20 protein-coding genes are annotated in these 21,752 nt (G+C 43.0%); 17 read left to right on the top strand and 3 right to left on the bottom strand.

The window, feature by feature from the left end; translation table 11 throughout:
• The first annotated feature begins 33 nt into the window (after positions 1-33).
• Together I2H39_RS14890 and I2H39_RS14885 are read left to right on the top strand one after the other, a co-directional pair.
• On the top strand, positions 34-1,254 hold the full coding sequence (locus I2H39_RS14890; RefSeq protein WP_195626824.1) for a plasmid recombination protein: 1,221 nt from the start codon (positions 34-36) through the stop codon (positions 1,252-1,254).
• Positions 1,251-1,556, top strand: coding sequence for a hypothetical protein (locus I2H39_RS14885; protein ID WP_195626823.1), 306 nt, complete (start codon positions 1,251-1,253; stop codon positions 1,554-1,556). The genes I2H39_RS14890 and I2H39_RS14885 overlap by 4 nt, the downstream gene beginning before the upstream one ends.
• A gap of 125 nt (positions 1,557-1,681) precedes the next feature.
• Here the strand turns inward: I2H39_RS14885 and I2H39_RS14880 are convergent, their stop codons facing one another.
• Entirely contained in the window at positions 1,682-1,978 is a 297-nt protein-coding gene (locus I2H39_RS14880; RefSeq protein ID WP_195626822.1) for a DUF6809 family protein, read from the bottom strand.
• A 123-nt stretch (positions 1,979-2,101) separates the two neighbouring features.
• Here I2H39_RS14880 and I2H39_RS14875 point away from each other — a divergent pair, with 123 nt between their 5' ends.
• Both I2H39_RS14875 and I2H39_RS14870 read left to right on the top strand, forming a co-directional pair.
• Positions 2,102-2,350, top strand: coding sequence for a helix-turn-helix transcriptional regulator (locus I2H39_RS14875; protein WP_195626821.1), 249 nt, complete (start codon positions 2,102-2,104; stop codon positions 2,348-2,350).
• Positions 2,351-2,676: 326 nt separating this feature from the next.
• Positions 2,677-4,266 (top strand): hypothetical protein, encoded by a 1,590-nt coding sequence (locus I2H39_RS14870; protein WP_195626820.1) that lies wholly within the window; start codon positions 2,677-2,679, stop codon positions 4,264-4,266.
• Positions 4,267-4,749: 483 nt separating this feature from the next.
• Here the strand turns inward: I2H39_RS14870 and I2H39_RS14865 are convergent, their stop codons facing one another.
• Positions 4,750-5,238 (bottom strand): helix-turn-helix transcriptional regulator, encoded by a 489-nt coding sequence (locus tag I2H39_RS14865; RefSeq protein WP_072684425.1) that lies wholly within the window; start codon positions 5,236-5,238, stop codon positions 4,750-4,752.
• Between the two features lie 310 nt (positions 5,239-5,548).
• Between I2H39_RS14865 and I2H39_RS14860 the strand changes: the two genes are divergently transcribed.
• The 13 genes from I2H39_RS14860 to I2H39_RS14800 all read left to right on the top strand — a co-directional run bounded on the left by I2H39_RS14860 (position 5,549) and on the right by I2H39_RS14800 (position 20,193).
• Positions 5,549-5,752 (top strand): DNA-binding protein, encoded by a 204-nt coding sequence (locus I2H39_RS14860; RefSeq protein WP_195626819.1) that lies wholly within the window; start codon positions 5,549-5,551, stop codon positions 5,750-5,752.
• A 2-nt stretch (positions 5,753-5,754) separates the two neighbouring features.
• Positions 5,755-6,837 carry a site-specific integrase gene (locus I2H39_RS14855; RefSeq protein WP_072684426.1) on the top strand — a complete coding sequence of 361 codons (1,083 nt, stop codon included), beginning with the start codon at positions 5,755-5,757 and terminating at the stop codon, positions 6,835-6,837.
• Between the two features lie 4 nt (positions 6,838-6,841).
• Positions 6,842-7,177, top strand: coding sequence for a hypothetical protein (locus I2H39_RS14850; protein WP_002566187.1), 336 nt, complete (start codon positions 6,842-6,844; stop codon positions 7,175-7,177).
• Positions 7,167-8,354: an AAA family ATPase gene (locus I2H39_RS14845; RefSeq protein WP_072684427.1), complete on the top strand. Its 1,188-nt coding sequence runs from the start codon at positions 7,167-7,169 to the stop codon at positions 8,352-8,354. The genes I2H39_RS14850 and I2H39_RS14845 overlap by 11 nt, the downstream gene beginning before the upstream one ends.
• A gap of 93 nt (positions 8,355-8,447) precedes the next feature.
• The gene (locus I2H39_RS14840) at positions 8,448-8,681 is read left to right on the top strand and encodes a complexin-2 (RefSeq protein ID WP_072684428.1); all 234 of its coding nucleotides are present in this window, start codon (positions 8,448-8,450) and stop codon (positions 8,679-8,681) included.
• A gap of 524 nt (positions 8,682-9,205) precedes the next feature.
• A complete protein-coding gene (locus tag I2H39_RS14835) occupies positions 9,206-9,451 on the top strand; it encodes a DUF6061 family protein (RefSeq protein WP_072684430.1) in 246 nt (81 codons plus the stop codon).
• 138 nt (positions 9,452-9,589) lie between these two features.
• The gene (locus I2H39_RS14830; protein ID WP_072684431.1) at positions 9,590-9,799 is read left to right on the top strand and encodes a helix-turn-helix transcriptional regulator; all 210 of its coding nucleotides are present in this window, start codon (positions 9,590-9,592) and stop codon (positions 9,797-9,799) included.
• A 106-nt stretch (positions 9,800-9,905) separates the two neighbouring features.
• On the top strand, positions 9,906-10,895 hold the full coding sequence (locus tag I2H39_RS14825) for a restriction endonuclease (RefSeq protein ID WP_195626818.1): 990 nt from the start codon (positions 9,906-9,908) through the stop codon (positions 10,893-10,895).
• 43 nt (positions 10,896-10,938) lie between these two features.
• Positions 10,939-13,389, top strand: a complete 2,451-nt coding sequence (locus I2H39_RS14820) for a type I restriction-modification system subunit M (protein ID WP_195626817.1) — start codon at positions 10,939-10,941, stop codon at positions 13,387-13,389.
• Positions 13,383-15,206: a restriction endonuclease subunit S gene (locus tag I2H39_RS14815; RefSeq protein ID WP_227146107.1), complete on the top strand. Its 1,824-nt coding sequence runs from the start codon at positions 13,383-13,385 to the stop codon at positions 15,204-15,206. Before I2H39_RS14820 ends, I2H39_RS14815 begins: the two co-directional genes overlap by 7 nt.
• A gap of 24 nt (positions 15,207-15,230) precedes the next feature.
• Entirely contained in the window at positions 15,231-16,397 is a 1,167-nt protein-coding gene (locus tag I2H39_RS14810) for a DUF3800 domain-containing protein (protein WP_195626816.1), read from the top strand.
• The gene (locus I2H39_RS14805) at positions 16,394-19,486 is read left to right on the top strand and encodes an HsdR family type I site-specific deoxyribonuclease (RefSeq protein ID WP_195626815.1); all 3,093 of its coding nucleotides are present in this window, start codon (positions 16,394-16,396) and stop codon (positions 19,484-19,486) included. Before I2H39_RS14810 ends, I2H39_RS14805 begins: the two co-directional genes overlap by 4 nt.
• Positions 19,486-20,193, top strand: a complete 708-nt coding sequence (locus I2H39_RS14800; RefSeq protein ID WP_002566177.1) for a SprT family zinc-dependent metalloprotease — start codon at positions 19,486-19,488, stop codon at positions 20,191-20,193. The genes I2H39_RS14805 and I2H39_RS14800 overlap by 1 nt, the downstream gene beginning before the upstream one ends.
• 1,091 nt (positions 20,194-21,284) lie before the next feature.
• Here I2H39_RS14800 and I2H39_RS14795 read toward each other — a convergent pair.
• The gene (locus tag I2H39_RS14795; RefSeq protein ID WP_195626814.1) at positions 21,285-21,665 is read right to left on the bottom strand and encodes a VOC family protein; all 381 of its coding nucleotides are present in this window, start codon (positions 21,663-21,665) and stop codon (positions 21,285-21,287) included.
• Positions 21,666-21,752 lie beyond the last annotated feature (87 nt).

The following is a 21,752-nucleotide window of genomic DNA, read 5'->3' as shown; positions in this document are numbered from 1 at the left end:
GAGGATAAGACTATCGAGAGGACAATCAGCGGTATGGTGGGAAAAGGCTCCCTCACTCACAATAGCAGAGCGTTCAAGGCAAAGAATGTAAAGGAAGATTATACTCAATACAATATAGAATATTGCAACGAAAATATCAAGGCTGTTTATCACGAGTTATTTGATAAAGCCTTAGAACGCTACAATGAAAAGCAGACACGAAATGACAGGAAGATAAATGATTATTATGAAAAGATACGGACATCAAAACAGGAAAAATTATTTCATGAAGTCATTTTTCAGATAGGCAACAAAGACGATATGAATGCCCAAAGCGAAAACGGCGAATTGGCGAAGAAAATTCTGGACGAATTTATGAAAAATTTTCAGCAAAGAAATCCCAATCTTAAAGTATTCTCCGCTCATCTCCATATGGACGAAGAAACGCCCCACCTACATATAGATTTTGTCCCATTTGTATCTGGAAGTAAGAGGGGACTGGACACAAGAGTTTCCATGAAACAGGCGCTTGCTTCTATGGGCTTTAAGGGCGGCACTAAGCAGGAGACAGAATGGAACCAGTGGATAGCTTCTGAAAAACAGGAACTGGCAAAAGTTATGGAGCGTTATGGTGTCATCTGGAAGCAAAAGGGAACCCATAGAAAGCATTTAAGCGTATTGGATTTTGAAAAGCAGGAACGGGAAAAGGAGGTGCAGATACTTACCTCCCAAAAGGAAGAAATTAGCCAGAGCATACAAGAGATACAGAAAAGTGTTTCTAGTGAAACAAAAGACTTGAAACGGTTACAAGGGAAAAAACAGACGATACAGCAGGAAATCATAAAGCTGTCCACTGATAAAAAAGCAACAGAGAAGAATATTCACGTCATTCGTGAAAATCCCGCATGGCAGTTGCCGGAACCGGCGGCTCTGACAACGGCAAAAACTTATCGGGATAAGAAAGCAATGCCCTTGTTAGAGAAAGTCAAGGAATCACTGGTGGCGGTGCTTGTTCGGAATGTCCAGTTGATAGAAGCTGCTGATAAATTAAAACAGCAAGTGGAGCGGCTTCAAAGAAATATCAATTATTTGGATGGACGGGTAAAGCAGGAAGAAGAAAAAAATCTTTCGCTCTCAACAGATTTAAAAGATTTTGAGCGTCTGAAAGCCGGACTTGGAGAACAAGAGGTAAACACTATTATTGAAGGTCAAAAAGCGGCAGAAATGTGCTTGACGGTTCCTAAACAATACAAAAAAACGGAGGTATCGATATGACAGACATGGAGAAAAAAGTCATGCTCCGGCTATGTGCAAAGGTTATACAATATGCAGATTTTGAGACAGACCGGGAAGCGGAGCGGTTGGTAAATTGGGTTATACTGGACAATCAGCGGAAGCAGAACAACAATGAAATCCGTTCTCTGATGGCGGAATATAAAAAGGAGGAGCCGGACCGGAGGAAAAGTATTAGAGAAGCCTTAGAGCGAGGGAAAGAAATTTGTGGCAGGAGGGACGAGTTGTATGAAAAACAGCAGGAAGTAAAGCATAAGCTGTGGAAGTTGGAGCGTGAGATTTGATTTTTCCTTGATTACATATAGAAACATGGCGCTAGCGCCATGTTGGAGAGGGCGAACAACGAGATATTGGTTGTTCCGCCCTCTATGTTTTGACTGTCAAATGGAGGATTTACGAGCAGAAAAAATTATTCTTCATGGTCTGTGTAATTACCTTGATAAACTTCAATCATTATGCGCGCGCCCAGACGGAAGCCTTCAAGGAATGTCCCGGAAAGTTCAAGAGGAACTTCGTCAAGCTGCTCGTCCATGATATCAATGAATTTTTCGTGTAGCGGCGGGTCAAGAGATTTTAACTGTTCAATAAAATCTTCATAGTGTTGGTAGTGTGCTTGACGCATGGAACGATATTCCTCTGTTTTGAGATTGAACTGCTCGGCGGGATAAATCTCACCGTCATACAATCTTAGTAATATGCTTTTCATAAATAGCGTCTCCTTTGCTAAAAAGTATTTTAATGACACTTACTGAATGTCAACTTATTTCATAGTTTAGCATATAATGAAAAAAATGACAATTAGTAAATGTCAAAAATGGGAGAGGACTTTATGTATAAAAATAAGGCAGGGGACGGCGGCAATAATATTTGCGGGCAGAGGATAAAGGAAATCAGAGAGAAGCTACCAGAAAAAACGTCACAAAGAAAGCTGGCGGATATGCTTCAAAGGGCAGGTTTGGACATTGATAAAAATGCTGTGCAGAGGATAGAAAGCGGCAAACGGTTTGTGACGGATATTGAGTTGAAAGTTATTGCGGAAGTTCTGGGAGTGAGTTATCAGGATTTGCTAGATGATTAGAGTGGTGAGTGGAAGTTAAGGAAAAGACAAATATTGTTAATGTTTGTAAAGGTAATACAAAAAGTTCCTAAAATTTTTCGTATGCTGTGTTACGCCTTAGAAGCTCCGTTTTTTTAAGGCATTCAGATGTAGAAAGCGTGTAGATCATAGAAGAAAGGCATACTTTAGAACTTAAAATCAAGTTCTGTTGTGTTACAGAAGAGATTTTAACACTTGAACAGTACCATTGGCACAAATACAAGAACAAAATTTGAAGAATATAGATGATAAATTCAGAAAAATGCAGGGAAGAACAGCCAGTTCAATCTATCTGCCGAGGAGTTATTATGAAACCAGTATTAGATTATAAACCTTTGGAGAAAAAATATGGCATAAAGTTGAACTATCCTAATAAAGCACGTATGACTTATAGGGATAAAATAATGTCTAATATGTGTATATTGTATAGAAATATACGAGAAAAAACAATGTATAGAATTCCTTTAACGAAAAGGGAGGAAAGATATTGGTTATTTAAAGAAAACTATCGCTTAAGAGAAGAAGATAATTCTGCAAAAATAGCTAATGGGGAACCATTTATAAATGTAGATTTTATTCATATGTTTGATTGTTTGCCAAAAGAAAATATACCACAATATTTGAAGCAGTTGGCTGAATTTAGAAAAAAACATGTTAGTTTTGATATGGGTGTTGGAGATGAGGATAAACGAGTTTTAGAAATAAGTGGTTTTGGAACAAATGGGTTCAGAATGCCTGTATATAGTTTTGGAATAAAGGATACATCACCTTTGGCAGAATATATTAAAGCAATATATATAGGATTTCAAGATTTAACAACATCTTTAAATGTGGTACTTTATACAATAGTTTTAAAGCAAGATTTGGTTGATAAGTTAAGCAATATATATGTCGATAAAATTGAAGGATTTTCTTACTTAAATGGACAAAATCTTAAATGTTATGAATTTTATAAAATGGGATGGAATGATTATTCGGGGTATGTGTATAAAAAAGAATTTGTTAATGATTGTATTAACAATATAAAATGGAACATTCTTAGAATAATGAAAAACACAATGACAATATATCTGACTAATGATAATGAACTTTTACCTAGTATAAATGTTTATAGAACGAATATTGACGGAAATGCTAATAGTCATTTTTGGTCTAGCATAAATGTAAGAGCTCCCCAAATATGTGACTTTTTTAAGGATAACTCTGCTTGTATAAGTTGGTCAAATGAGAACGGGGATATAGATTGTATATATAATGGTATGGGTAGTAAAAGAGAGGGGAGTTTTCGAGAATATTCGTTTCCTATGGATATTCGTTATTATTATTCACGGTATTTGGTGGCAAATACTTTTATTAGTCAGACATATGTACGTGTTGGAAAGTATATGGAGTGTATCAACAGATTTAATATACAAAATTTTGGGTTGAGGATTTGGTTGAATTTTAAAAAAGTAATTGAAAAAGAAATTTTATATTACAAAAGATTTTTCAATGAATTTAATGAACATATAAATGCTAATAATGAAATCGTAAATTTTTTATATTCTGGTAAGATAGGAATAGAGCATAGCATTACAGAGCGATTGTTTGGAACCCAATATGTGAAAGTTAAAGAGGCAGCGGAAGTACTTAATCAAATAAATAATTATCTTGATACTAATATAGATTATAGAAATTCAAATGAAAATTTTAGAATACAAAAGAGTGTTCTAATGTTAACTGCTGTTTCGTCGATTATTGCGATTTTAGCATTAGCAGTAAGTTGTATAACTAATCAAGATATTGTTAATTATATATTAAAAAATAAATTATATATTGCATATGCTTTACTGGGATGTATTTTTCTGTTATGTATAGGTAAGCTGGTAAAAATACTAAAGTTCCTTTTTAAACATTAGAGTACCGTGGCGAGCACCATAGTAATAGAGCAAACAAGGGAAGATGCCAGCTTTGACTGGCTCTATTTTGGCTCTAAAAATTTTGACTGATGCAAATATGACAGTTTTTTTAGATAATAAGGATAATAAAATCATAAAAAATCAAAGAAAAACAGCCAGTTCAAGCTATCCGCCGAGGAGTTTGAATAAGCAAAAAGTGGATATGAGGGCCCACAAACCCGCATAAACACTGGGTTTTTGATTTTCAAAATCCCCATTTGATAGCAGATTGATAGCACTCGTCAAATCCCGATTTATTGAGTTTGAAAAGAAAAATCGGGTGGCTTGCGAGTAGCCTAAAAATCCTCATCTTTTTATTCATAAGTAAAAGGTCTAACTGATTTTTGCTGATCAGTTAGACCTTTTTTATTTTGCTCTCATTTATCTGATTTTTCTGATTTTGTGCAACAAACGGCCTCTGCCGTGGCCTACAAGTGAGAGGGGTTAGATCAGACCCTCCGGCGGCATCTTGACGCGGATTTGGCTGCTGTCGTACTCCGGGTAATGGTAACGCCAGCGGTCGTACTCCTCCTGAGAGATCTCTCCGGCCTCCAACTTGGCGGCCTGTTCCCGCCAGGCCCAAAGCATCTCATGCAGCCGGGCAGCATCCTGGTTTTTGCGGAAATCCACCTGTAAGGCAAGCTCACCGTCCTGCTCGGTGACTTTCAGCCCGTACTTGTCCTCCAGGGTGAACAGGGTGTGCATGAGCCCCACATAGGAGTCTATATCCGGAACGGAGAGTGCATGAGGCGAGACATCCAGCACTTCAGCCAGGGCAGCGGCCAGGTCTGCCTTTGGGGTTCTTGATCCTGTTTCGTACTGTGCAAGGCGCACATCAGCAGACTTCTCCGGGAAGCCCAGTGACATGCCAAGATATTTTTGTGTCATCCCCCGCAGGAGACGGAAAAAGTGAATTCGTTCACCAATCGCCATGTGACCAACTCCAATCTATGATTGTTCTTATTTGAAGCATAGCATATTTGTTTAGTTTTGTCAAGATAATCTAAGCAAATTTATTTAATAATATTTCTTTCAATTTCTTTCAAAACACTTGAACTAAGCTTATATGTATAGTATTATAAAAATACTAAGCTAATAAGTTTAGATAATATAGTAAATCAAATGGACCATCAGATTTTTGGTTGCGAAACCGAGAAAAAGTGGCAGTAGCAAGTGAGGAGGTCTTTATGAAAAGCAAAATTAGCAGGCAGAAACGATCAACAAAGAAAGGAAGGTATTTACTATGGCAAATCAGATTTTTATGCGTGTCAACGAAGTGGCGGAGGAGTTGGTGATCTCCATCCCCTTTGCCTATAGGATCATTCGACAGATGAATGAGGAACTGGCTAAAACCGGCTGCATCACCATTGCCGGGCGAATTGACCGAAAGTTTTTCCACGAAAAATTCTACGGTACAAGATCTGAGACAGAAAGGAAGGAGAAATAATTATGGCAGCGTTCAAAAATAAGGACAATGGCACCTGGTATGTTCAATTCCGCTACACCGATTGGAAGGGTGAACGCCAGCAGAAGCTCAAGCGTGGCTTTGCCACCAAGCGAGAAGCGCTGGAATGGGAACGGGAGTTCCTGATGGAAAAACAGGCTGATGTGAACATGACCTTTGAGAGCTTCGTTGCTCTCTATGAAAAGGACATTAAACCCAAGCTGAAACTCAATACCTGGCTCACCAAGGAGAGTATCATTAAGAAAAAGATCCTCCCCTATTTTGCGAATCGAAAACTCTCGGAGATCACGGCAAAGGACATTATCCGTTGGCAAAATGAAATCCGGGAGTTGAGGGACTGCCACGGCAAACCTCTCTCGAAAACTTACCTGAAGACAGTTCACAACCAGCTTAGCGCCATTTTCAACCATGCTGCTCGGTTTTACGGCCTGAACCTCAACCCAGCTCGACAGGCTGGTAACATGGGGGCGGAGGAACGAAAGGAGATGCTGTTCTGGACCCGGGAGGAGTACACTAGATTTTCCGAAGCCATGATGGACAAGCCGTTGTCCTTCTACGCCTTTGAGGTACTGTACTGGTGCGGTGTCCGTGAGGGAGAGCTACTGGCCCTGACCCCAGCAGATTTTGACTTTGAAAAGCGCACTGTCACCATCAATAAGTCTTACCAGCGGCTCAATAAGCAGGATGTGGTCACTACGCCTAAAACACCCAAGAGTAACCGCGTGATCCAGATGCCGCAGTTCCTCTGTGATGAACTCCAGGACTACCTCAAGCAGCTTTATGGAGTGGAGCCGGACAGCCGGATGTTTCCCATCAGCAAAAGCTATCTCCACCGAGAAATGGACCGTGGCTGTAAGCAAACTGGGGTGAAAAGGATTCGCATACACGATTTGAGGCATAGCCACATCAGTTTGTTGATCGACATGGGCTTTACCGCCCTGGCTATTGCAGAGCGTGTGGGGCATGAGAGTATCGACATCACTTACCGATATGCCCATCTGTTCCCCACTCGACAGGTGGAAATGGCTGACAAGTTGGATTCACTGAAAAATGAGAAGGGGGTGTAAGAAGATGTCCAAGAAGAACTATGACAACCACAACCGCTGGAGAAACAAGACGGTGGCTTTTCGAGTATCGGCGGAAGAGGATCTCCAACTGGAAACCCTGGTGAAACTCACCGGCCTGACCAAGCAGGATTACATTATCCGTCGGCTATTGGAACGAGATGTGGTGGTGCAGGGCAACCCAAAGGTTTACAAAGCCCTGCGGGATCAGTTGTCTGCCGTGCTGGACGAGCTGCGCCGAATCGAAGCCGGACAGGGCGTGAGCGACGAGCTGCTGGACACGATCCAAATGATTACAACCATTATGAACGGGATGCAGGAGGAATTCGCCTATGATCGATGAGAAAAAGAAAATGACCGCCCAGGGTTCATCTGTTGGCGCAGATGATGGGCAGTCAATCTCAAAAAACTCTGAAAATAGTATACCCACTTCCGGACAAAAAAGCAACGATGAAATTGTAAACTCCCAGGACAGTCTGGAAGAAATGTACCGCAAGATACAGCGTATGACAGACCCCCGATACCTGCATACACTCACCATGACAGAGCTGTTCCAAACCACCTATAAGAGTAGGCCTCCGGTGGTGGAAGGCCTGCTTTATGCAGGGGCATATATCCTTGCCGGCGCACCCAAAATCGGCAAGTCCTTCCTGGTGGCTCAGATTGCCTACCATGTCAGTACCGGGCAGGATTTGTGGGGATATAAAGTCCATCAGGGGACGGTACTTTACCTTGCGCTGGAAGATGATTTTCAGCGTATCCAGAGCCGGATGTTTATGATGTACGGCGTGAACGATACCCCCAACCTCCACTTCGCCACCGCCGCCGGAAAGATTGGGAATGGGTTGGATGAACAGCTGAAGAATTTCGTGCAGGAGCACCCGGACACCAATCTCATCATCATTGACACTATGCAGAAGATCCGTGAGGTAGGCGGCGAAGCGTACAGCTATGCCAGCGACTATGAGATCATCGGCAGAATCAAGCAGTTTGCCGATCAGCACGGTATCTGTGTTCTGACCGTTCATCACACCCGAAAGCAGCAGGCAGACGATTCCTTTGAGACGATTTCCGGCACCACTGGGCTGCTGGGCTGTGCAGATGGTTCGCTGCTGATGCAGAAGAAAAAACGCACGGAGCTGGACGCTACCATCAAAGTTGTGGGGCGGGATCAGCCGGATCAGATCCTTTACTTAAAAAAGGACCCGCAGACCCAGATCTGGAATCTGGAACGCATGGAAAACGAACTGTATAAAGAACCGCCGGACCCGGTGCTGGATGCGGTTGCAAAGTTGGTTTCCACCGAGTGCCGGGAGTGGATCGGCTCTCCATCCGAACTGGCTGAAGCCATCCAAACGGGAATAGCCTCCAATGCCCTCACTAAGTACCTGAATGTCAAGGCAGGCAGGCTGCTGGAGGAATACCATGTTGGCTATGAAAATAAGGCCAAACACTCCGGTCGGCAAGTGAAATTGACCTTGCTGATAGAGTCAACTGCCTGTGAAGTAACCGAAGAATAAGGGGCGCGACGATAGCGACGGTCGCGACGGTGAAAATGATACCGTCAAAAACACCGTCGCTATCGTCGCAACCGTCGCGGAAAGGAAATGAATATGAAAAGTGTACAAATTCCCTATGACCTTTTTGTAGCTTTGGTGGGGTATCATCTGGCCTATGACGATGATTATGCTGAGGAAATTCATCAGGGGTTGGAGCAAAAGTTGGATGCGATGGTGCGGCATGAACTGTATGCAAAATATAAGACTGCACCCACCGCAGAAGAACGGGAGCAGGCTCGGCAGGAGTATCTGGACAAGCGTGGAGTGTTCCCGGATTTTCGCTGGTAAGATAAGCTTCCGTTTAGACTAATTTCACCGATGAGATTAGCATAAAAGTTTTCTCTATGTTGGTAGGGACAGGAGCGTGACACGCTCCTGTTTTTTCTGCTGCCAGAAGGAATGGCTGACAGCAGTTTGGGCAAAGAAATTCTGCTAAAAAATATCTCGGATGAGGTGGCGTTTTGCCACCCCATTATTCAAGAGGGTACCCCATTTTAGGGTACTCCAAAAGCGCCATAGGATGTCGCGTTTCACGACACACTATGTCCCGAAACAGGATACCGGGTACAGGGCAAAAAGCGTTCGCAGAACGCGCAGCCACAGAATGAAATTCTGTGTTCAAGGGGGCTTGGGGGCGCTGCCCTCAACAAGCAGACGGCAGAAAATGTGAGTGTGTATTAACACTCGCATTGCTTGCCGGATTTGTGTGTGGATAGCCACACGCATTGCTTGCCAGATTCTAAAATTAACGAAACCGACCTTGTGCCTCTGCGGAAAATCAACCGAAATTTAAACATCAGGAGGTAACGACTATGAGAAAGATTTTGTCCTGTGAGTTCAACCTGGACACCGCCTGCGTGGAGCTGCGCCTGGATGATGGGTCACTGATTTCCATCGACTGCACCGCCGTAGAGAACGAAGTGGCGAATAGTATGTATCAGCGGTCAGAGCTAGACTGGCTGATCTACAACGATCCGCTGGCCTATGCTGAGCTGATTTTGAATGGTGAGCCAGAACTGTATCTAAAAACTGTAACAAAGATCGTTCCATTAGATTAAAAATAAAATCCGTTTAGAAGCAATATGCTAAAAGATACGCCTTTGGTGGATTTTTCTTCGAGAGGATAACTAATAGTTGAGTTTTCACGATAATGTGATAAAATAAACTTAAGCATTTATTGTCTTGGAGGAATTAAAATGGCGATTTGTTATGACCGCTTATTCCATTTGATGATCGACAAAAAGATAAGTAACGCACAGCTGAAAGAAAAGGCTGGTTTTAGTGCCAATATTATCACCCGCCTAAAGCGAAACGAGTATGTTTCCATCGAAAGTATAGAACGGATCTGCCATGTTATGGAGTGCGGCGTGGACGATATTCTGGAGTTTGTTCCCGAAGAAAAATAGACAAAGATAATTTGACAACAGGGTTTGATGTTTGACAGTTTCTTTCGATTTATAAGACTATTGCAGACTGAAAAGCCATAAAAGATCGGATAGGAGTGTGGCTGTGATGGCGGCAGCAAACAAAACGGTTTGGGGAATCCATACCATGGATGACCCACTTTTTTTGAATCAAAATTTAATTGCAATCGGATGGGAAGGAATGGGTAACTTGTCGTCCATAATCGCATCCCGTGATGCTTATAAAGAAAAGTATAACGCCGTCTATCCAGACGCTAAAAAGGGTTCAATTGCTACAAGTGCCGGAATGCTGTACCGATTCGTTCATGAGGTACAGGAAGGTGACTATGTTGTATTCCCCTCTAAGATTGACCGTAAGATCAACATTGGAATTGTTGAAAGCTCTTATTTCTATGAGGATACTGCAGCGCTATATCCCAATCGCCGGAAAGTAAAGTGGCTTAAACATTTGCCACGCACAGCCTTTTCCCAGGGGGCTCTGCACGAAGTCGGCTCGGCACTGAGCTTTTTCCAGGTGAAAAACTATGCGGATGAGTATTTGAAAGCTTTGGATAAAAACTTTAAAGGCGATATTGTGGAACCGGATACTGATGAGACGGTTGCACAAACGGCGGATGAAATCATCGAGGCCACTCGCGATTTTATCTTAAAAGAGCTAAGTAAAAATCTCAAAGGGTATGATTTGGAGCCGTTTGTAGCAAATCTTTTGCAAGCTATGGGCTACCGCACGATTCTGTCGCCGCATGGTGGTGACAGCGGTATCGACATTACCGCCTATAAAGACGAACTGCCGCCCCGCATTGTTGTCCAGGTCAAAAGCCAGGATGGAGATATCAAAGAGACTACCATACAGTCCTTAAAAGGTGCTATGCGTGAAGGAGATTATGGCCTGTTTGTGACACTGTCCAACTATACCAAAAATGCGCAGAGATACCTGGATAACACTCCTATTATTCGGGGTATTAACGGCACAGAGCTTGTGGATTTGGTCTTGAAATATTACGACCAGCTCAGTGTCAAATATCGAAAAATGATCCCCCTGAAAATGGTATATATCCCCGTTCCGTTGGAGGAATAAATGGGAACCTGACAGGAAATTAGAAAGGAACGGAGAGATACCGATGGCAATTAAAAAGAGCGAAATTTACAGCCAAATATGGGCTGCGTGCGATAAACTGCGAGGTGGTGTGGAACCCGCCCGTTATAAGGATTACATTCTGACACTGCTGTTTGTAAAGTATGTGTCCGACCGCTTCAAGAGCAGCGATAACTGGGACATTGAAGTGCCGGAAGGCGGTAGTTTTGACGATATTGCTGCGCTGAAATACAAGAAAAACATTGGTGAAGGCATCAATATCATCATTGGCAAGCTGGCAGAAGCCAACGACTTGAAAGGTATTATTGACATTGCCGACTTCAACAGCGAGGAACTGGGCACCGACAAAGAAGCGGTGGATAAGCTCTCTGGTCTCGTGGAAATTTTCCAGAAACCGGAGTTGGACTTCACCAACAACCGCGCTGGCGGTGATGACATTTTGGGCGATGCCTACGAATTTTTGATGCGGAAATTTGCCCAGGATTCCGGTAAGAGCAAGGGTCAGTTCTATACGCCGGGCGAAGTCTCCCGTATCATGGCAAAGGTAATCGGTATTGATAAAGCTACCGACCCCAGCATGACAGTCTACGATCCTGCTTGCGGTTCCGGTTCGCTGCTGATTCGTGCGGCGGATGAGGCCCCCTGCGAGATTTCCATCTATGGACAGGAAAAGGACAACTCCACCGCCGGTCTTGCCCGCATGAATCTGGTCCTACACAACAAGGGCGCTGGCGTCATTGTCGGCAATAAAAGCACCTTGTCTGCACCCCAGTATAAAGATGAGAACAACCCTGAACTGCTCAAAACCTTCAACTACATCGTAGTCAATCCGCCTTTCTCGGATAAATCTTGGATGGACGGTATTACGATCCCTGATTCTTACGGGCGATACAGCGAGGCTGTGTTGGGCGTGCCGCCGGAGAAAAACGGCGACTACGCTTGGCTGCTGCATGTCCTGAAATCCTTGAAATCTACCGGCAAGGCGGCAATCATTCTGCCTCATGGTGTGTTGTTCCGAGGCAATGCCGAGGCTGATATTCGCAAAAAGATCATTGACCGGGGATATATCAAAGGCATTATTGGTCTGCCTGCCAACTTGTTCTATGGCACAGGAATTCCTGCCTGTATTCTGGTGTTGGACAAAGAGGATGCTGCTGATCGTACCGGCATTTTCATGATTGACGCCAGCAAAGGCTATGTAAAGGATGGCAACAAGAACCGCCTGCGGGAACAGGATATTCACAAGATCGTGACCACCTTCCTTACAATGGATGAATCGGACCCCAAGTATGCCCGGTTTGTTCCGAACGAGGAGATCAAAGTCACCAACGAGTACAACCTGAATATCCCGCGCTATATTGATAGCAGCGAGCCGGAAGATTTACAGGACATCAATGCTCACCTAAACGGCGGCATTCCAGAAACCGATGTGGACAGCATGGCGGAATATTGGGCGGTATATCCATCTTTGAAGGAAATCCTGTTTCAGCCGCTGCGTCCGGGATATCTGTGTCCGGCGGTGGACAAGGACGAAGTGGTTTCCACGATTACCTCCCACCCGGAGTTTATCCGCCATGCCGACCAGGTGGACGATGCCTATGCCCAATGGAAGGAGACCGTTACCCACGATTTGATGGAACTCAGCCGGGACATTCAACCCAAAGAGCTGGTTGCCAAAATTTCCGAGCAGCTCCTTGATGATTTTGCCCAGGTACCTCTTCTCAACAAATACGATGTCTATGAAGTGCTGATGGAGTACTGGGCGGAGACCATGCAGGACGATGTGTATGCGGTCTGCTATGACGGCTATGAGGCCGGGCGAGAAATTGCCTATGAGTATGTGACCAAGAAGAAAAAAGAAAACGGCCAGACCATCGAGGTCAAGACCGATAAGATCAAGGGCTTTGAGGGTAAGCTGCTCCCCAAGGCTTTGATTGCCGCACACTTTTTTGAGGAGGATGTTAAGGCGCTTGATACCCTTCGGGGTCAACTGGATGAGGTGTCCGCTAAGTTGGAAGAACTGGCCGAAGAAAATGGCGGTGAGGACGGACTGTTTGCTCAGCTGGATGATCTGAAGAAGGCCACTATCAGCGGCCGGATCAAGGCAATAAAGAAAGATCCCGCCGCCAAGGAAGAATTGGCTGCATTAAAAGAGTATATGTCCTTGTTGGATGCCGAAAGTAATTACAAAAAGGCAATTAAGCAGGCCGAGGCAGACCTGGACACCAAACTGGAGAAAAAATACCCCCAGCTGACGCTGGAGGAGATTCTCCATCTGCTGGTGGAGGAAAAGTGGTTTGCCGCTATTTACAGCGGGATAGACGCCATTCACGAGGCAGTATCCCATCATCTTTCGGCCCGTGTGACCCAACTGGTAGAGCGGTATGAGTATACCCTGAAGGAATGCGAAGATGAAGTGGAACAGTATGAGGCCAAGGTCAAATCTCATCTGGAAAGGATGGGGTTTGTGTGGTGAAAAAGCATTGGATTCCAGGTCATTTAAATGATGTGATTGATTCACTTGTAGCGGGAGTTAGCGTTAATTCTGGCGAGGATGATACTTCAGGCAATTTTTTTATATTAAAAACTTCTGCAATTTCAAAGGGGAAATTAAATCTTTCTGAGAAAAAGCCTGTGCTTCCCCGAGAAGTTGCACGATTGAAGTGCAGCTTGCGGAAAGAAAACATTTTGATTAGCCGTATGAATACCCCTGAATTGGTTGGAGAATGTGCCTATGTGCCATGTGATGATCCTCAAATTTATTTACCAGATCGAATCTGGCAGACCAATTTTAAGAAAGATGTTGATGTCAGTGCCAAGTGGTTGAACTATCTTCTCAGCTCTAAAAAATATCGCTCGTTAATTCAGAACTGTGCTACTGGAACGAGTAATAGTATGAAAAACATCAGCAAAGAGCAACTACTTGGGTTAGAAATTTTGTATCCTTCTTTTCGTGAGCAAACCTCCATCGCTGAAGCCCTTTCCGATATAGATAGCCTGATTTCCTCCCTGCAAAAGCTGATTGAGAAAAAGAAAGCCATCAAGCAGGGGGCCATGCAGGAACTGCTCACCGGCAAAAAACGACTGCCGGGGTTTTCTGGGGAATGGAAAAAATATAAAGTTGGAGAAATCGGTGTTGTTGTAACAGGATCGACCCCACCCCGCAGTAATAGAAATTTATGGGGCGGAAATTTCCCATGGGTGAGTGCGCGCGACTTTATAGGAAAATACATTTCTTCCTCTTATGAACATGTGACAAGCGAAGGAAAGAATTACTGTAGAATCCTGCCTGCTGAATCGGTACTTGTAACTTGTATAGCATCAATAGGATTAAACGGAATTGCTGCTATTCCGTTGGCGACAAACCAACAGATAAATGCTATCGTTTGTAATAATGATTTTTATAATGAAATTGTATACTATAGTTTAGTTTATAACAAAGAGAAATTGAAATTGATGGCTGGACAGACAGCTGTTCCTATTATTAGTAAACAACAGTTTGAAGAGTTTGAGATACTTTTGCCAAGAAACGTTCTAGAACAGAAAGCCATCGCTAAAGTTCTTTCTGATATGGACTGTGAGATTGAACAGTTGGAAAAGAAACTGGCGAAGTACCAACAGATCAAGCAGGGCATGATGCAGGAACTACTTACCGGGCGGATTCGACTGGTAGATGCAGATGGCAAAGATCAGCCGCAGACACAAGCGGTTCAGAAAAAACAGCCTCAGCAGGCACACAATCAGCATTTTGATGATGCAGTTATGATTGCAGGAATTGTAAATGCTTTCTACTCTGAAAAGTATCCTCTTGGGCGTAAAAAAGTTCAGAAACTGCTCTATTTGGTTCGCCGCAAGGAACAAGCGGATATTTCCGCCTTCCATAAAAAAGCGGCTGGTCCCTACGCTGATGAAGTCCGCTATAAAGGCGGTGAGCCGATTGCTCAAAAGAATAAGTATATCTTGGTCAAAAGAAATGAAAAGGGTAGCTGTTTTGAAAAAGGTGCGCAAATGCAGCGGGCACTGGCCTATTTGCAGGACTGGGGGAAACAAACAGATATAGATTGGCTGGTATCCCAGTTCCAGTACACAAATGTTAATGATCTAGAGCTTTTTGCAACGGTAGATATGGCAATCTGTGACTTAAAGCAGGAAGGCAAGGAAATTTCCGTAGCCTCGATTAAGAATTTGATTTCCTCAAATAAAGAATGGATAGCTAAACTGAAAAAGGCCTATTTTTGCGATTCGGAGATTCAGCGAGCAATTAAAAAGTGCCAAGATTTATTTGAAAGCTAATACCTACGGGAGGTGACATATTGAATGCGTCTATTTCTAGATGAAGCGGGAAATACTGGTGACATAATTGATAAGAATGAAAAACTAAATTATGGAACACAGCGCCATTTTTGTTTGGCAGCTGTTGTTGCTCATGATTTGCAAAGTGAGCAGCTGCTTCGTCAGAAATATGCAGCATTTAAGAACCGATTTGCATCTGAGAAAGAACTGAAAGGAAACTCTCTGTTTGCAAAAGAAAATAACGATGCTTTAGAATATTTTCTGAATAATATTATAGACGACATTCATTTTTCTATATGTTTGTACGATAAAAAATTCTATCTGGCATCGCTTTTGTTATTTGCCATTTTGGGAGAACGAGCAAGAGAACAGTTCCCGGTAGAATATTACTCGCTGGTGAGTGACCTTTCTCAAGAAAAAGATGAGTTATTTGCAACATTTTGCAAACTAACAAAACGAGCTACAAAGGCAAGCGTGCATGATCTGTTTGAATACTTAAAAACCTATTCATATCAACATATTCCGCCGGCTGGAAATGGATTGGTTTTTGCTGTTTCAGAGATTCAGAACAAAGGATTCGAAGAAATATTTGCAAATGATTTTCTTAAATTTGGAAGTTATTCGAATCGGAAATTTGCTAATCTTATCAATCTTAATGCCCTATCAGAGTTGCTGGAAGTGATTGAAATTGAACACAACTGTGATACCAGAAAAATTGATATTGTTCATGATAATATTTCAGGCATCGATGAAATGCTAAAGCAAGAACTTAAACATTTCGATGTGGCTGTTAAGTTTGCAGATAGTCAAGCAGAGGAACTGATTCAACTGGCAGACAATGTCGCAAGCATCTTTTGTAAAATAATAAATACCATCGTACGATGCTGGGATACAAAAACGGAGTGGTCACCTGAAAATGAGTGGATATTAACGCAGTCCGCACGATTCTTACAAAAAATAGGAACGAAAAACATAAAGTTTACTGTTCCAATCCAAAGTTGGGCGTTAGCCTTTTGCGTGAAGGATATGTTTGCACCAAAATGCTCAAAGAAAATGCGTAATAATCTGTTTTTTAATTCTGAATACCAGCATTGGTGCCAAGTAATTATTCAAAATATTGCCGAGTCGGATTTTTCGCGGCATGCAGCTTGTTTCGATGAATTATATTCAAGTGGAGGAGGAGAGCCATGAGTATCGGCCAACGGGAAAAAGCCACGCAGAAGCGTGTCATAAATTTATTTGTCCAGGAACTTGGATATACATATCTGGGCGATTTTACCGAGAGGAAAAACTCCAATATTGAAACCGAACTGTTGACGAAATTCCTGACTGGCAAGGGTTATTCGCCGGTACTCATCAGTCGTGCTCTGAAGGAGCTGCAAGATGCTGCCGGAGATCAGTCGGTAAACCTCTACGATCTGAACGAGCAGACTTATAAAAAGCTGCGCTACGGCGTCAAGGTCAGCGAATTCGTCGGCCAGCATAAAATCACCGTCCAGTTTGTGGACTGGGAGCATCCGCTGGAAAATGATTTTTACATTGCCGAGGAAGTCACTATCAAGCACAAGCGTCCTGACTTGGTGCTATACATCAACGGTATCGCTTTTGCTGTCATCGAACTAAAACGCAGCACAGTTTCTATGTCTGAGGGTATCCGTCAAAACTTGACTAACCAGCGCCATGATATGATCATGCAGTTTTTTGCAACCATTGGGCTTGTCCTGGCTGGCAATGATTCGGAGGGGGCTCGTTACGGTACCACTGGCACACCGGAAAAGTATTATCTTTCCTGGAAAGAAGATCCTAATGCCAAAGATGATGTTTCCGTAAAAGTGCGTGATCAAATCGAAAAATATCCCCTGCGTCTGGACAAAAACCTGATTTCTCTGTGCCGAAAAGAACGGTTTATAGAGCTGCTGCACAATTTTATCGTATTTGACAGCGGAGTGAAAAAGACCTGTCGGCCTAATCAGTTCTTTGGCAATATGGCAGCGCGGGATTTTGTGCGGCGTCATGAGGGCGGTATCATCTGGCATACCCAAGGCTCTGGAAAATCCTTGACCATGGTGTGGCTCAGCAAGTGGATCAAAGAGAATATTTCTAATAGCCGTATCCTGATTATCACCGACCGGGACGAGCTGGATGTGCAGATCGAGCAGGTGTTTGCCGGAGTCAATGAGAGCATTGTCCGTATTCGCCGGGGAAGCGAATTGATCCAGAAAATCAATGATACCTCTCCTGTTATGATGTGTTCCCTTATCCATAAATTCGGCAAGAAAAGCAGAGGAAAAAGTGATGAGTCTGATTATGCCGAATTTATTGAGGAACTGAAACGCTCGCTGCCGGAAAACTTCTCTCCCAAAGGCGATTTCTATGTCTTTGTGGATGAATGTCACCGTACCCAATCCGGCAAGCTCCACAAAGCGATGGAAACCATTTTGCCGAATGCTACCTTTATCGGTTTCACCGGTACTCCATTGATGAAAAAGGATAAGGAGACCAGTCTGGAGGTATTTGGCCCTTATATTCATCGCTATAAGTTTGATGAAGCGGTGCGGGATAAGGTAGTTCTGGATTTGCGTTATGAGGCCCGAGAAGTAGAGCAGAATGTTGTCCAGCAGGATCGAATCGACGCCTGGTTTGAGGCAAAAACGCGCGGTCTGACCGGTGTGGCAAAAGCTAAGTTGAAACAGCGTTGGGGCAATCTGCAAAAGATGTTCAGCTCCAAGGCCCGATTAGGACAGATTGTAGCGGATATTGTTTTTGATATGGAGACAAAACCGCGCCTGCACGATGGTCGGGGTAATGCCATGCTGGTGGCTGGTAGTATCTATCAGGCATGCAAATTCTACGAATTGTTTCAGGAAACCGAGCTGAAGGGCAAGTGTGCCATCGTGACTTCATACGAACCGGCGGTGGGCGATATTCGCACTGAAACCGTAGGTGATGATGGCGAGACCGAGGCTGTGGAGCAATACGAGATCTACATGAAGATGCTGGGTGGAAAAGACCCGAAGGCATTTGAAAAAGAGGTCAAGGAAAAATTTATTAAGCAGCCGGAACAGATGAAACTGCTGATCGTAGTGGACAAGCTACTGACAGGATTTGATGCACCACCTGCCACTTATCTGTATATTGATAAGTCTATGCGAGATCATGGCTTGTTCCAAGCAATCTGCCGTGTCAATCGTCTGGATGGTGAAGATAAGGAATTTGGGTATATTATTGACTACAAAGACCTGTTTCGCTCCTTGGAAAATGCGGTTGCAGACTATACTTCCGAAGCATTTGACTGCTACGATAAGGAAGATGTCTCTGGCTTGCTGACAGATCGTTTGGACAAGGCTAAGGAACAGCTGGAGGACTCTCTGGAAGCTCTTCGCGCGTTGTGTGAGCCTGTGGCTCCACCCAAAGATATGGTGGACTACTACCATTATTTCTGTGGTGCCAACACCGAAGCCTTTGACTTGGATGAATTGGAAGAGAATATGCCCAAGCGGGAACAGCTTTACAATCTGTCAGCGACAGCTCTTCGCGCTTTTGGTGAAGTATCGGGCGAATTGCAGGAAAAGTACCACTATACTGTGGAACAGATCAAGGCGCTGGAGAGAGAAGTTACCTACTACATCAAGGTGCGTGACGATGTGCGTCTGGCTAGTGGCGACTATGTGGATTTGAAGAAATATGATCCGGACATGCGCCATTTAATCGATACCTATTTGTCGGCTGATCCCAGTCGTGTATTGACCTCCTTTGGAGGAGCAACACTGGTTGAGCTGTTGGTAGACAACGGGATTTCTGCGCTGAAGGATATGCCTGCCTCTACACCCAAAGAGAAGGAAGCAGTTGCAGAGACTATCGAGAACAATATTGGCAAGGAAATTGTTGAAAAAACCCAAAGTAACCCAAAATACTATGAAAAGATGTCTGCGCTCCTTCGTGAATTGATTGAAAAGCGCAAAAATGATGTGATCAACTACGAGGAGTATCTGCGTCAAGTTGTAGAACTGGCAAGGAAAGTACATAAGCCGGAAAGCGGAACGGAATATCCTCCGGAAATCCGGGAGAGTGCCGCTAAGCGAGCATTTTATGACCATCTTAACGGGAATGCGGTTGTGGCGAATCAGATTTATGATGCTGTCATGTCCAGCAAACAAGATAATTTTCGGGGAAGCAAAATCAAAGAGCGTAAAATCTGGCGTGCTATTCGGGCTATCGTGAAAGATGACCAGGAAGCTGACCGGTTGCTTGTATTGGTAAAGGAGCAGAGTGAGTTTTAGTGGATGAAATACAAATCGGCAACATGAGCATTGCTGTTACAAAAAAGAACATCAAAAATATGTACATTCGCGTTCTGCCTCCTGATGGGAAAGTCCAAATTACTGTGCCGTACTCCGCCGGAGATGATGCTATCCGAATGTTTGCAGTATCCCGAATTTCTTGGATAAAAAAGCAGCGTGCAAACTTTGAAGCACAAGCACGACAAACAAAGCGACAGTATGTGACCGGAGAAACCTATTACGTTTGGGGGCGGCGTTATCGTCTGGATGTACAATACTCAAATGTTAGGAACGGGGTGTCCCTTACAGATGGGCGTTTGATTTTGCAAGTGCGACCTGAAAGCACTACGGAGCAGCGCGAGCGTGTTTTGAATGATTGGTATCGAAATCAACTTAAAAATAAGCTGCCGGAAGTCATACAAAAATGTGAACAAGTTGTAGGTGTTCATGCATCTGAGTGGAAGGTCAAAAACATGCGTACCAAATGGGGAACTTGCAATATAGACCAAAAAAGAATTTGGATCAATCTCCAGCTTGCGAAAAAAACTCCTGAGTGTCTTGTCTATGTCGTAACTCATGAATTGGTACACCTGTTAGAGCGAAATCACAACGAGCAATTCCAGAAGTATATGGATATTTTCTTACCGGAGTGGCGAATAGTAAAGGAAAAATTGAATCAGCAAATGCTTGATTATATGAGTGAGTAATGTCAGATTAGGAAAAGTGAAGTTTCACTAGAAAACTCGACAAAACCATGCTATAATACTTCCAAGCCACCAATTCATCAGTCTCAAGCAAAACCCGTGATAGGATGGCCCAGATAGATTTTTGATAGCAAAAGTCCGAATAGACCTTAGGATAAGGATAATCTGTATCAAATAAAACCACGACGAATTAAATCCTCTATACAAAAAGGTTTAGAAATGGATTTAACTCGGCGAGTTTGAATAGTTATTATTTTTATCCCTCCGGTTCTGTATCTGTTATCCGGCCGAAAATAGAATAAAGTAATACACTCGCAGAGCCGACAGGATTTAAGATCCTGCCGGCTCTGTTTCTGTATCTGTCCCTATTCCATCCAATCGCTCTAAGTATGAAAAAGGGAAGAAAAAAGGACGAAACAAGCTAAAAACAACGTATTTGCAAGGTTTTTCAAGTGGTTCTATGGGATTCTGCATCCATTTCCAAGGATAAATCTGTTGATGAAAACTGGGACGGAACCAGAATCAGAACCAGAATCAGAACCAGAATCAGAACCAGAATCAGACACGTCTAAACATCTAAAAAGCTGAAATAATAAAGTCTATTTTAATCTGGACAAAAGGGCGGTTTTAAATCGCACTTGAACAAGTAGACAGGGAGCCGGGTAACCGCTTGAACAGCGGACTTTCCGGCTCTTTGTGCGTGGCGTAATACCTGTTTGATACCTATTTGCCGGAATTCTATGGAATTACGGACATGATTTAGTCTAACGCTGGATGCAGCACTCTTTAAATCCAGTATATTGTCAATATGTTTGGCAACTGGATGAGCATCAGCAGAAGATTATATTACGCCATTCAAATTTGCAGTTTCTACTTCTGCCTATCCATTTTGTGTAGATTTTTTGGCATTAATACTGCTATGTATAATGTCTGCATTTTGTAATTCTTGTTTAACTAAATCGGTTGAAATATTAAGTGCAGTATTAGAAAATAATCCATAAGTAACATATTTTGTTGAAAGATTAGCTAATCTGAATTTTTATATTATTTTTTCAGGATGAAACCATATTTTATTTAATGAATTTTCATCTGGGTTATATTACCAATTCTATCAAATTATTTTCAGAATCAATTACACAGCAACCATAATATCCGTTGCATGTATCATGTGGGGAGCTGATTAAGTCATATCCATCGGCCTGTAATTGGTCCGAAATATCCCATAACTTTTTTTGGGAGCCGACATTTATCACAAGACGGTTAAAGCCAGTTCTACGAAAAAATTTTTCCGTATCCTTCCTATGGGGATGGGTTATTATTTCAAGCATACAGCCTTCATCGAATGATAAAATATATGCTTTTGCATCAAATGCAGCATTTAAAGTTTTTTCAATACTGGCGCCAAAATATTTGATAAAAAATTCCTTAATGAATTCCAGATTGTTCACATACAGTGTCACATATTCGATTTTCATAGAATCCTCCCGGTTCTATATTGCCCGGTTCTATATTGCCCGGTTCCAAATCGCCCAGTTCCAAATAGCTCATTCCCATATAGCTCA

It is taken from the genome of Clostridium sp. 1001283B150225_161107_B6 (genome assembly GCF_015556325.1).
In the GTDB taxonomy this organism is placed as follows: domain Bacteria; phylum Bacillota; class Clostridia; order Lachnospirales; family Lachnospiraceae; genus Enterocloster.
The sequence above is the reverse complement of the archived record's forward strand: the minus strand, read 5'-3'. Positions and strand labels throughout refer to the sequence as shown.

Bases quoted from the DNA above. Each gene is read 5' to 3' on its own strand.
- I2H39_RS14840 (WP_072684428.1), top strand. From the start codon at position 8,448: ATGAAAAGTGTACAAATTCCCTATGACCTTTTTGTAGCTTTGGTGGGG.
- I2H39_RS14855 (WP_072684426.1), top strand. From the start codon at position 5,755: ATGGCAGCGTTCAAAAATAAGGACAATGGCACCTGGTATGTTCAATTC.
- I2H39_RS14875 (WP_195626821.1), top strand. From the start codon at position 2,102: ATGTATAAAAATAAGGCAGGGGACGGCGGCAATAATATTTGCGGGCAG.
- I2H39_RS14860 (WP_195626819.1), top strand. From the start codon at position 5,549: ATGGCAAATCAGATTTTTATGCGTGTCAACGAAGTGGCGGAGGAGTTG.
- I2H39_RS14825 (WP_195626818.1), top strand. From the start codon at position 9,906: ATGGCGGCAGCAAACAAAACGGTTTGGGGAATCCATACCATGGATGAC.
- I2H39_RS14830 (WP_072684431.1), top strand. From the start codon at position 9,590: ATGGCGATTTGTTATGACCGCTTATTCCATTTGATGATCGACAAAAAG.
- I2H39_RS14835 (WP_072684430.1), top strand. From the start codon at position 9,206: ATGAGAAAGATTTTGTCCTGTGAGTTCAACCTGGACACCGCCTGCGTG.
- I2H39_RS14820 (WP_195626817.1), top strand. From the start codon at position 10,939: ATGGCAATTAAAAAGAGCGAAATTTACAGCCAAATATGGGCTGCGTGC.
- I2H39_RS14805 (WP_195626815.1), top strand. From the start codon at position 16,394: ATGAGTATCGGCCAACGGGAAAAAGCCACGCAGAAGCGTGTCATAAAT.
- I2H39_RS14865 (WP_072684425.1), bottom strand. From the start codon at position 5,238: ATGGCGATTGGTGAACGAATTCACTTTTTCCGTCTCCTGCGGGGGATG.
- I2H39_RS14795 (WP_195626814.1), bottom strand. From the start codon at position 21,665: ATGAAAATCGAATATGTGACACTGTATGTGAACAATCTGGAATTCATT.
- I2H39_RS14850 (WP_002566187.1), top strand. From the start codon at position 6,842: ATGTCCAAGAAGAACTATGACAACCACAACCGCTGGAGAAACAAGACG.
- I2H39_RS14890 (WP_195626824.1), top strand. From the start codon at position 34: ATGGTGGGAAAAGGCTCCCTCACTCACAATAGCAGAGCGTTCAAGGCA.
- I2H39_RS14885 (WP_195626823.1), top strand. From the start codon at position 1,251: ATGACAGACATGGAGAAAAAAGTCATGCTCCGGCTATGTGCAAAGGTT.
- I2H39_RS14845 (WP_072684427.1), top strand. From the start codon at position 7,167: ATGATCGATGAGAAAAAGAAAATGACCGCCCAGGGTTCATCTGTTGGC.
- I2H39_RS14810 (WP_195626816.1), top strand. From the start codon at position 15,231: ATGCGTCTATTTCTAGATGAAGCGGGAAATACTGGTGACATAATTGAT.
- I2H39_RS14880 (WP_195626822.1), bottom strand. From the start codon at position 1,978: ATGAAAAGCATATTACTAAGATTGTATGACGGTGAGATTTATCCCGCC.
- I2H39_RS14870 (WP_195626820.1), top strand. From the start codon at position 2,677: ATGAAACCAGTATTAGATTATAAACCTTTGGAGAAAAAATATGGCATA.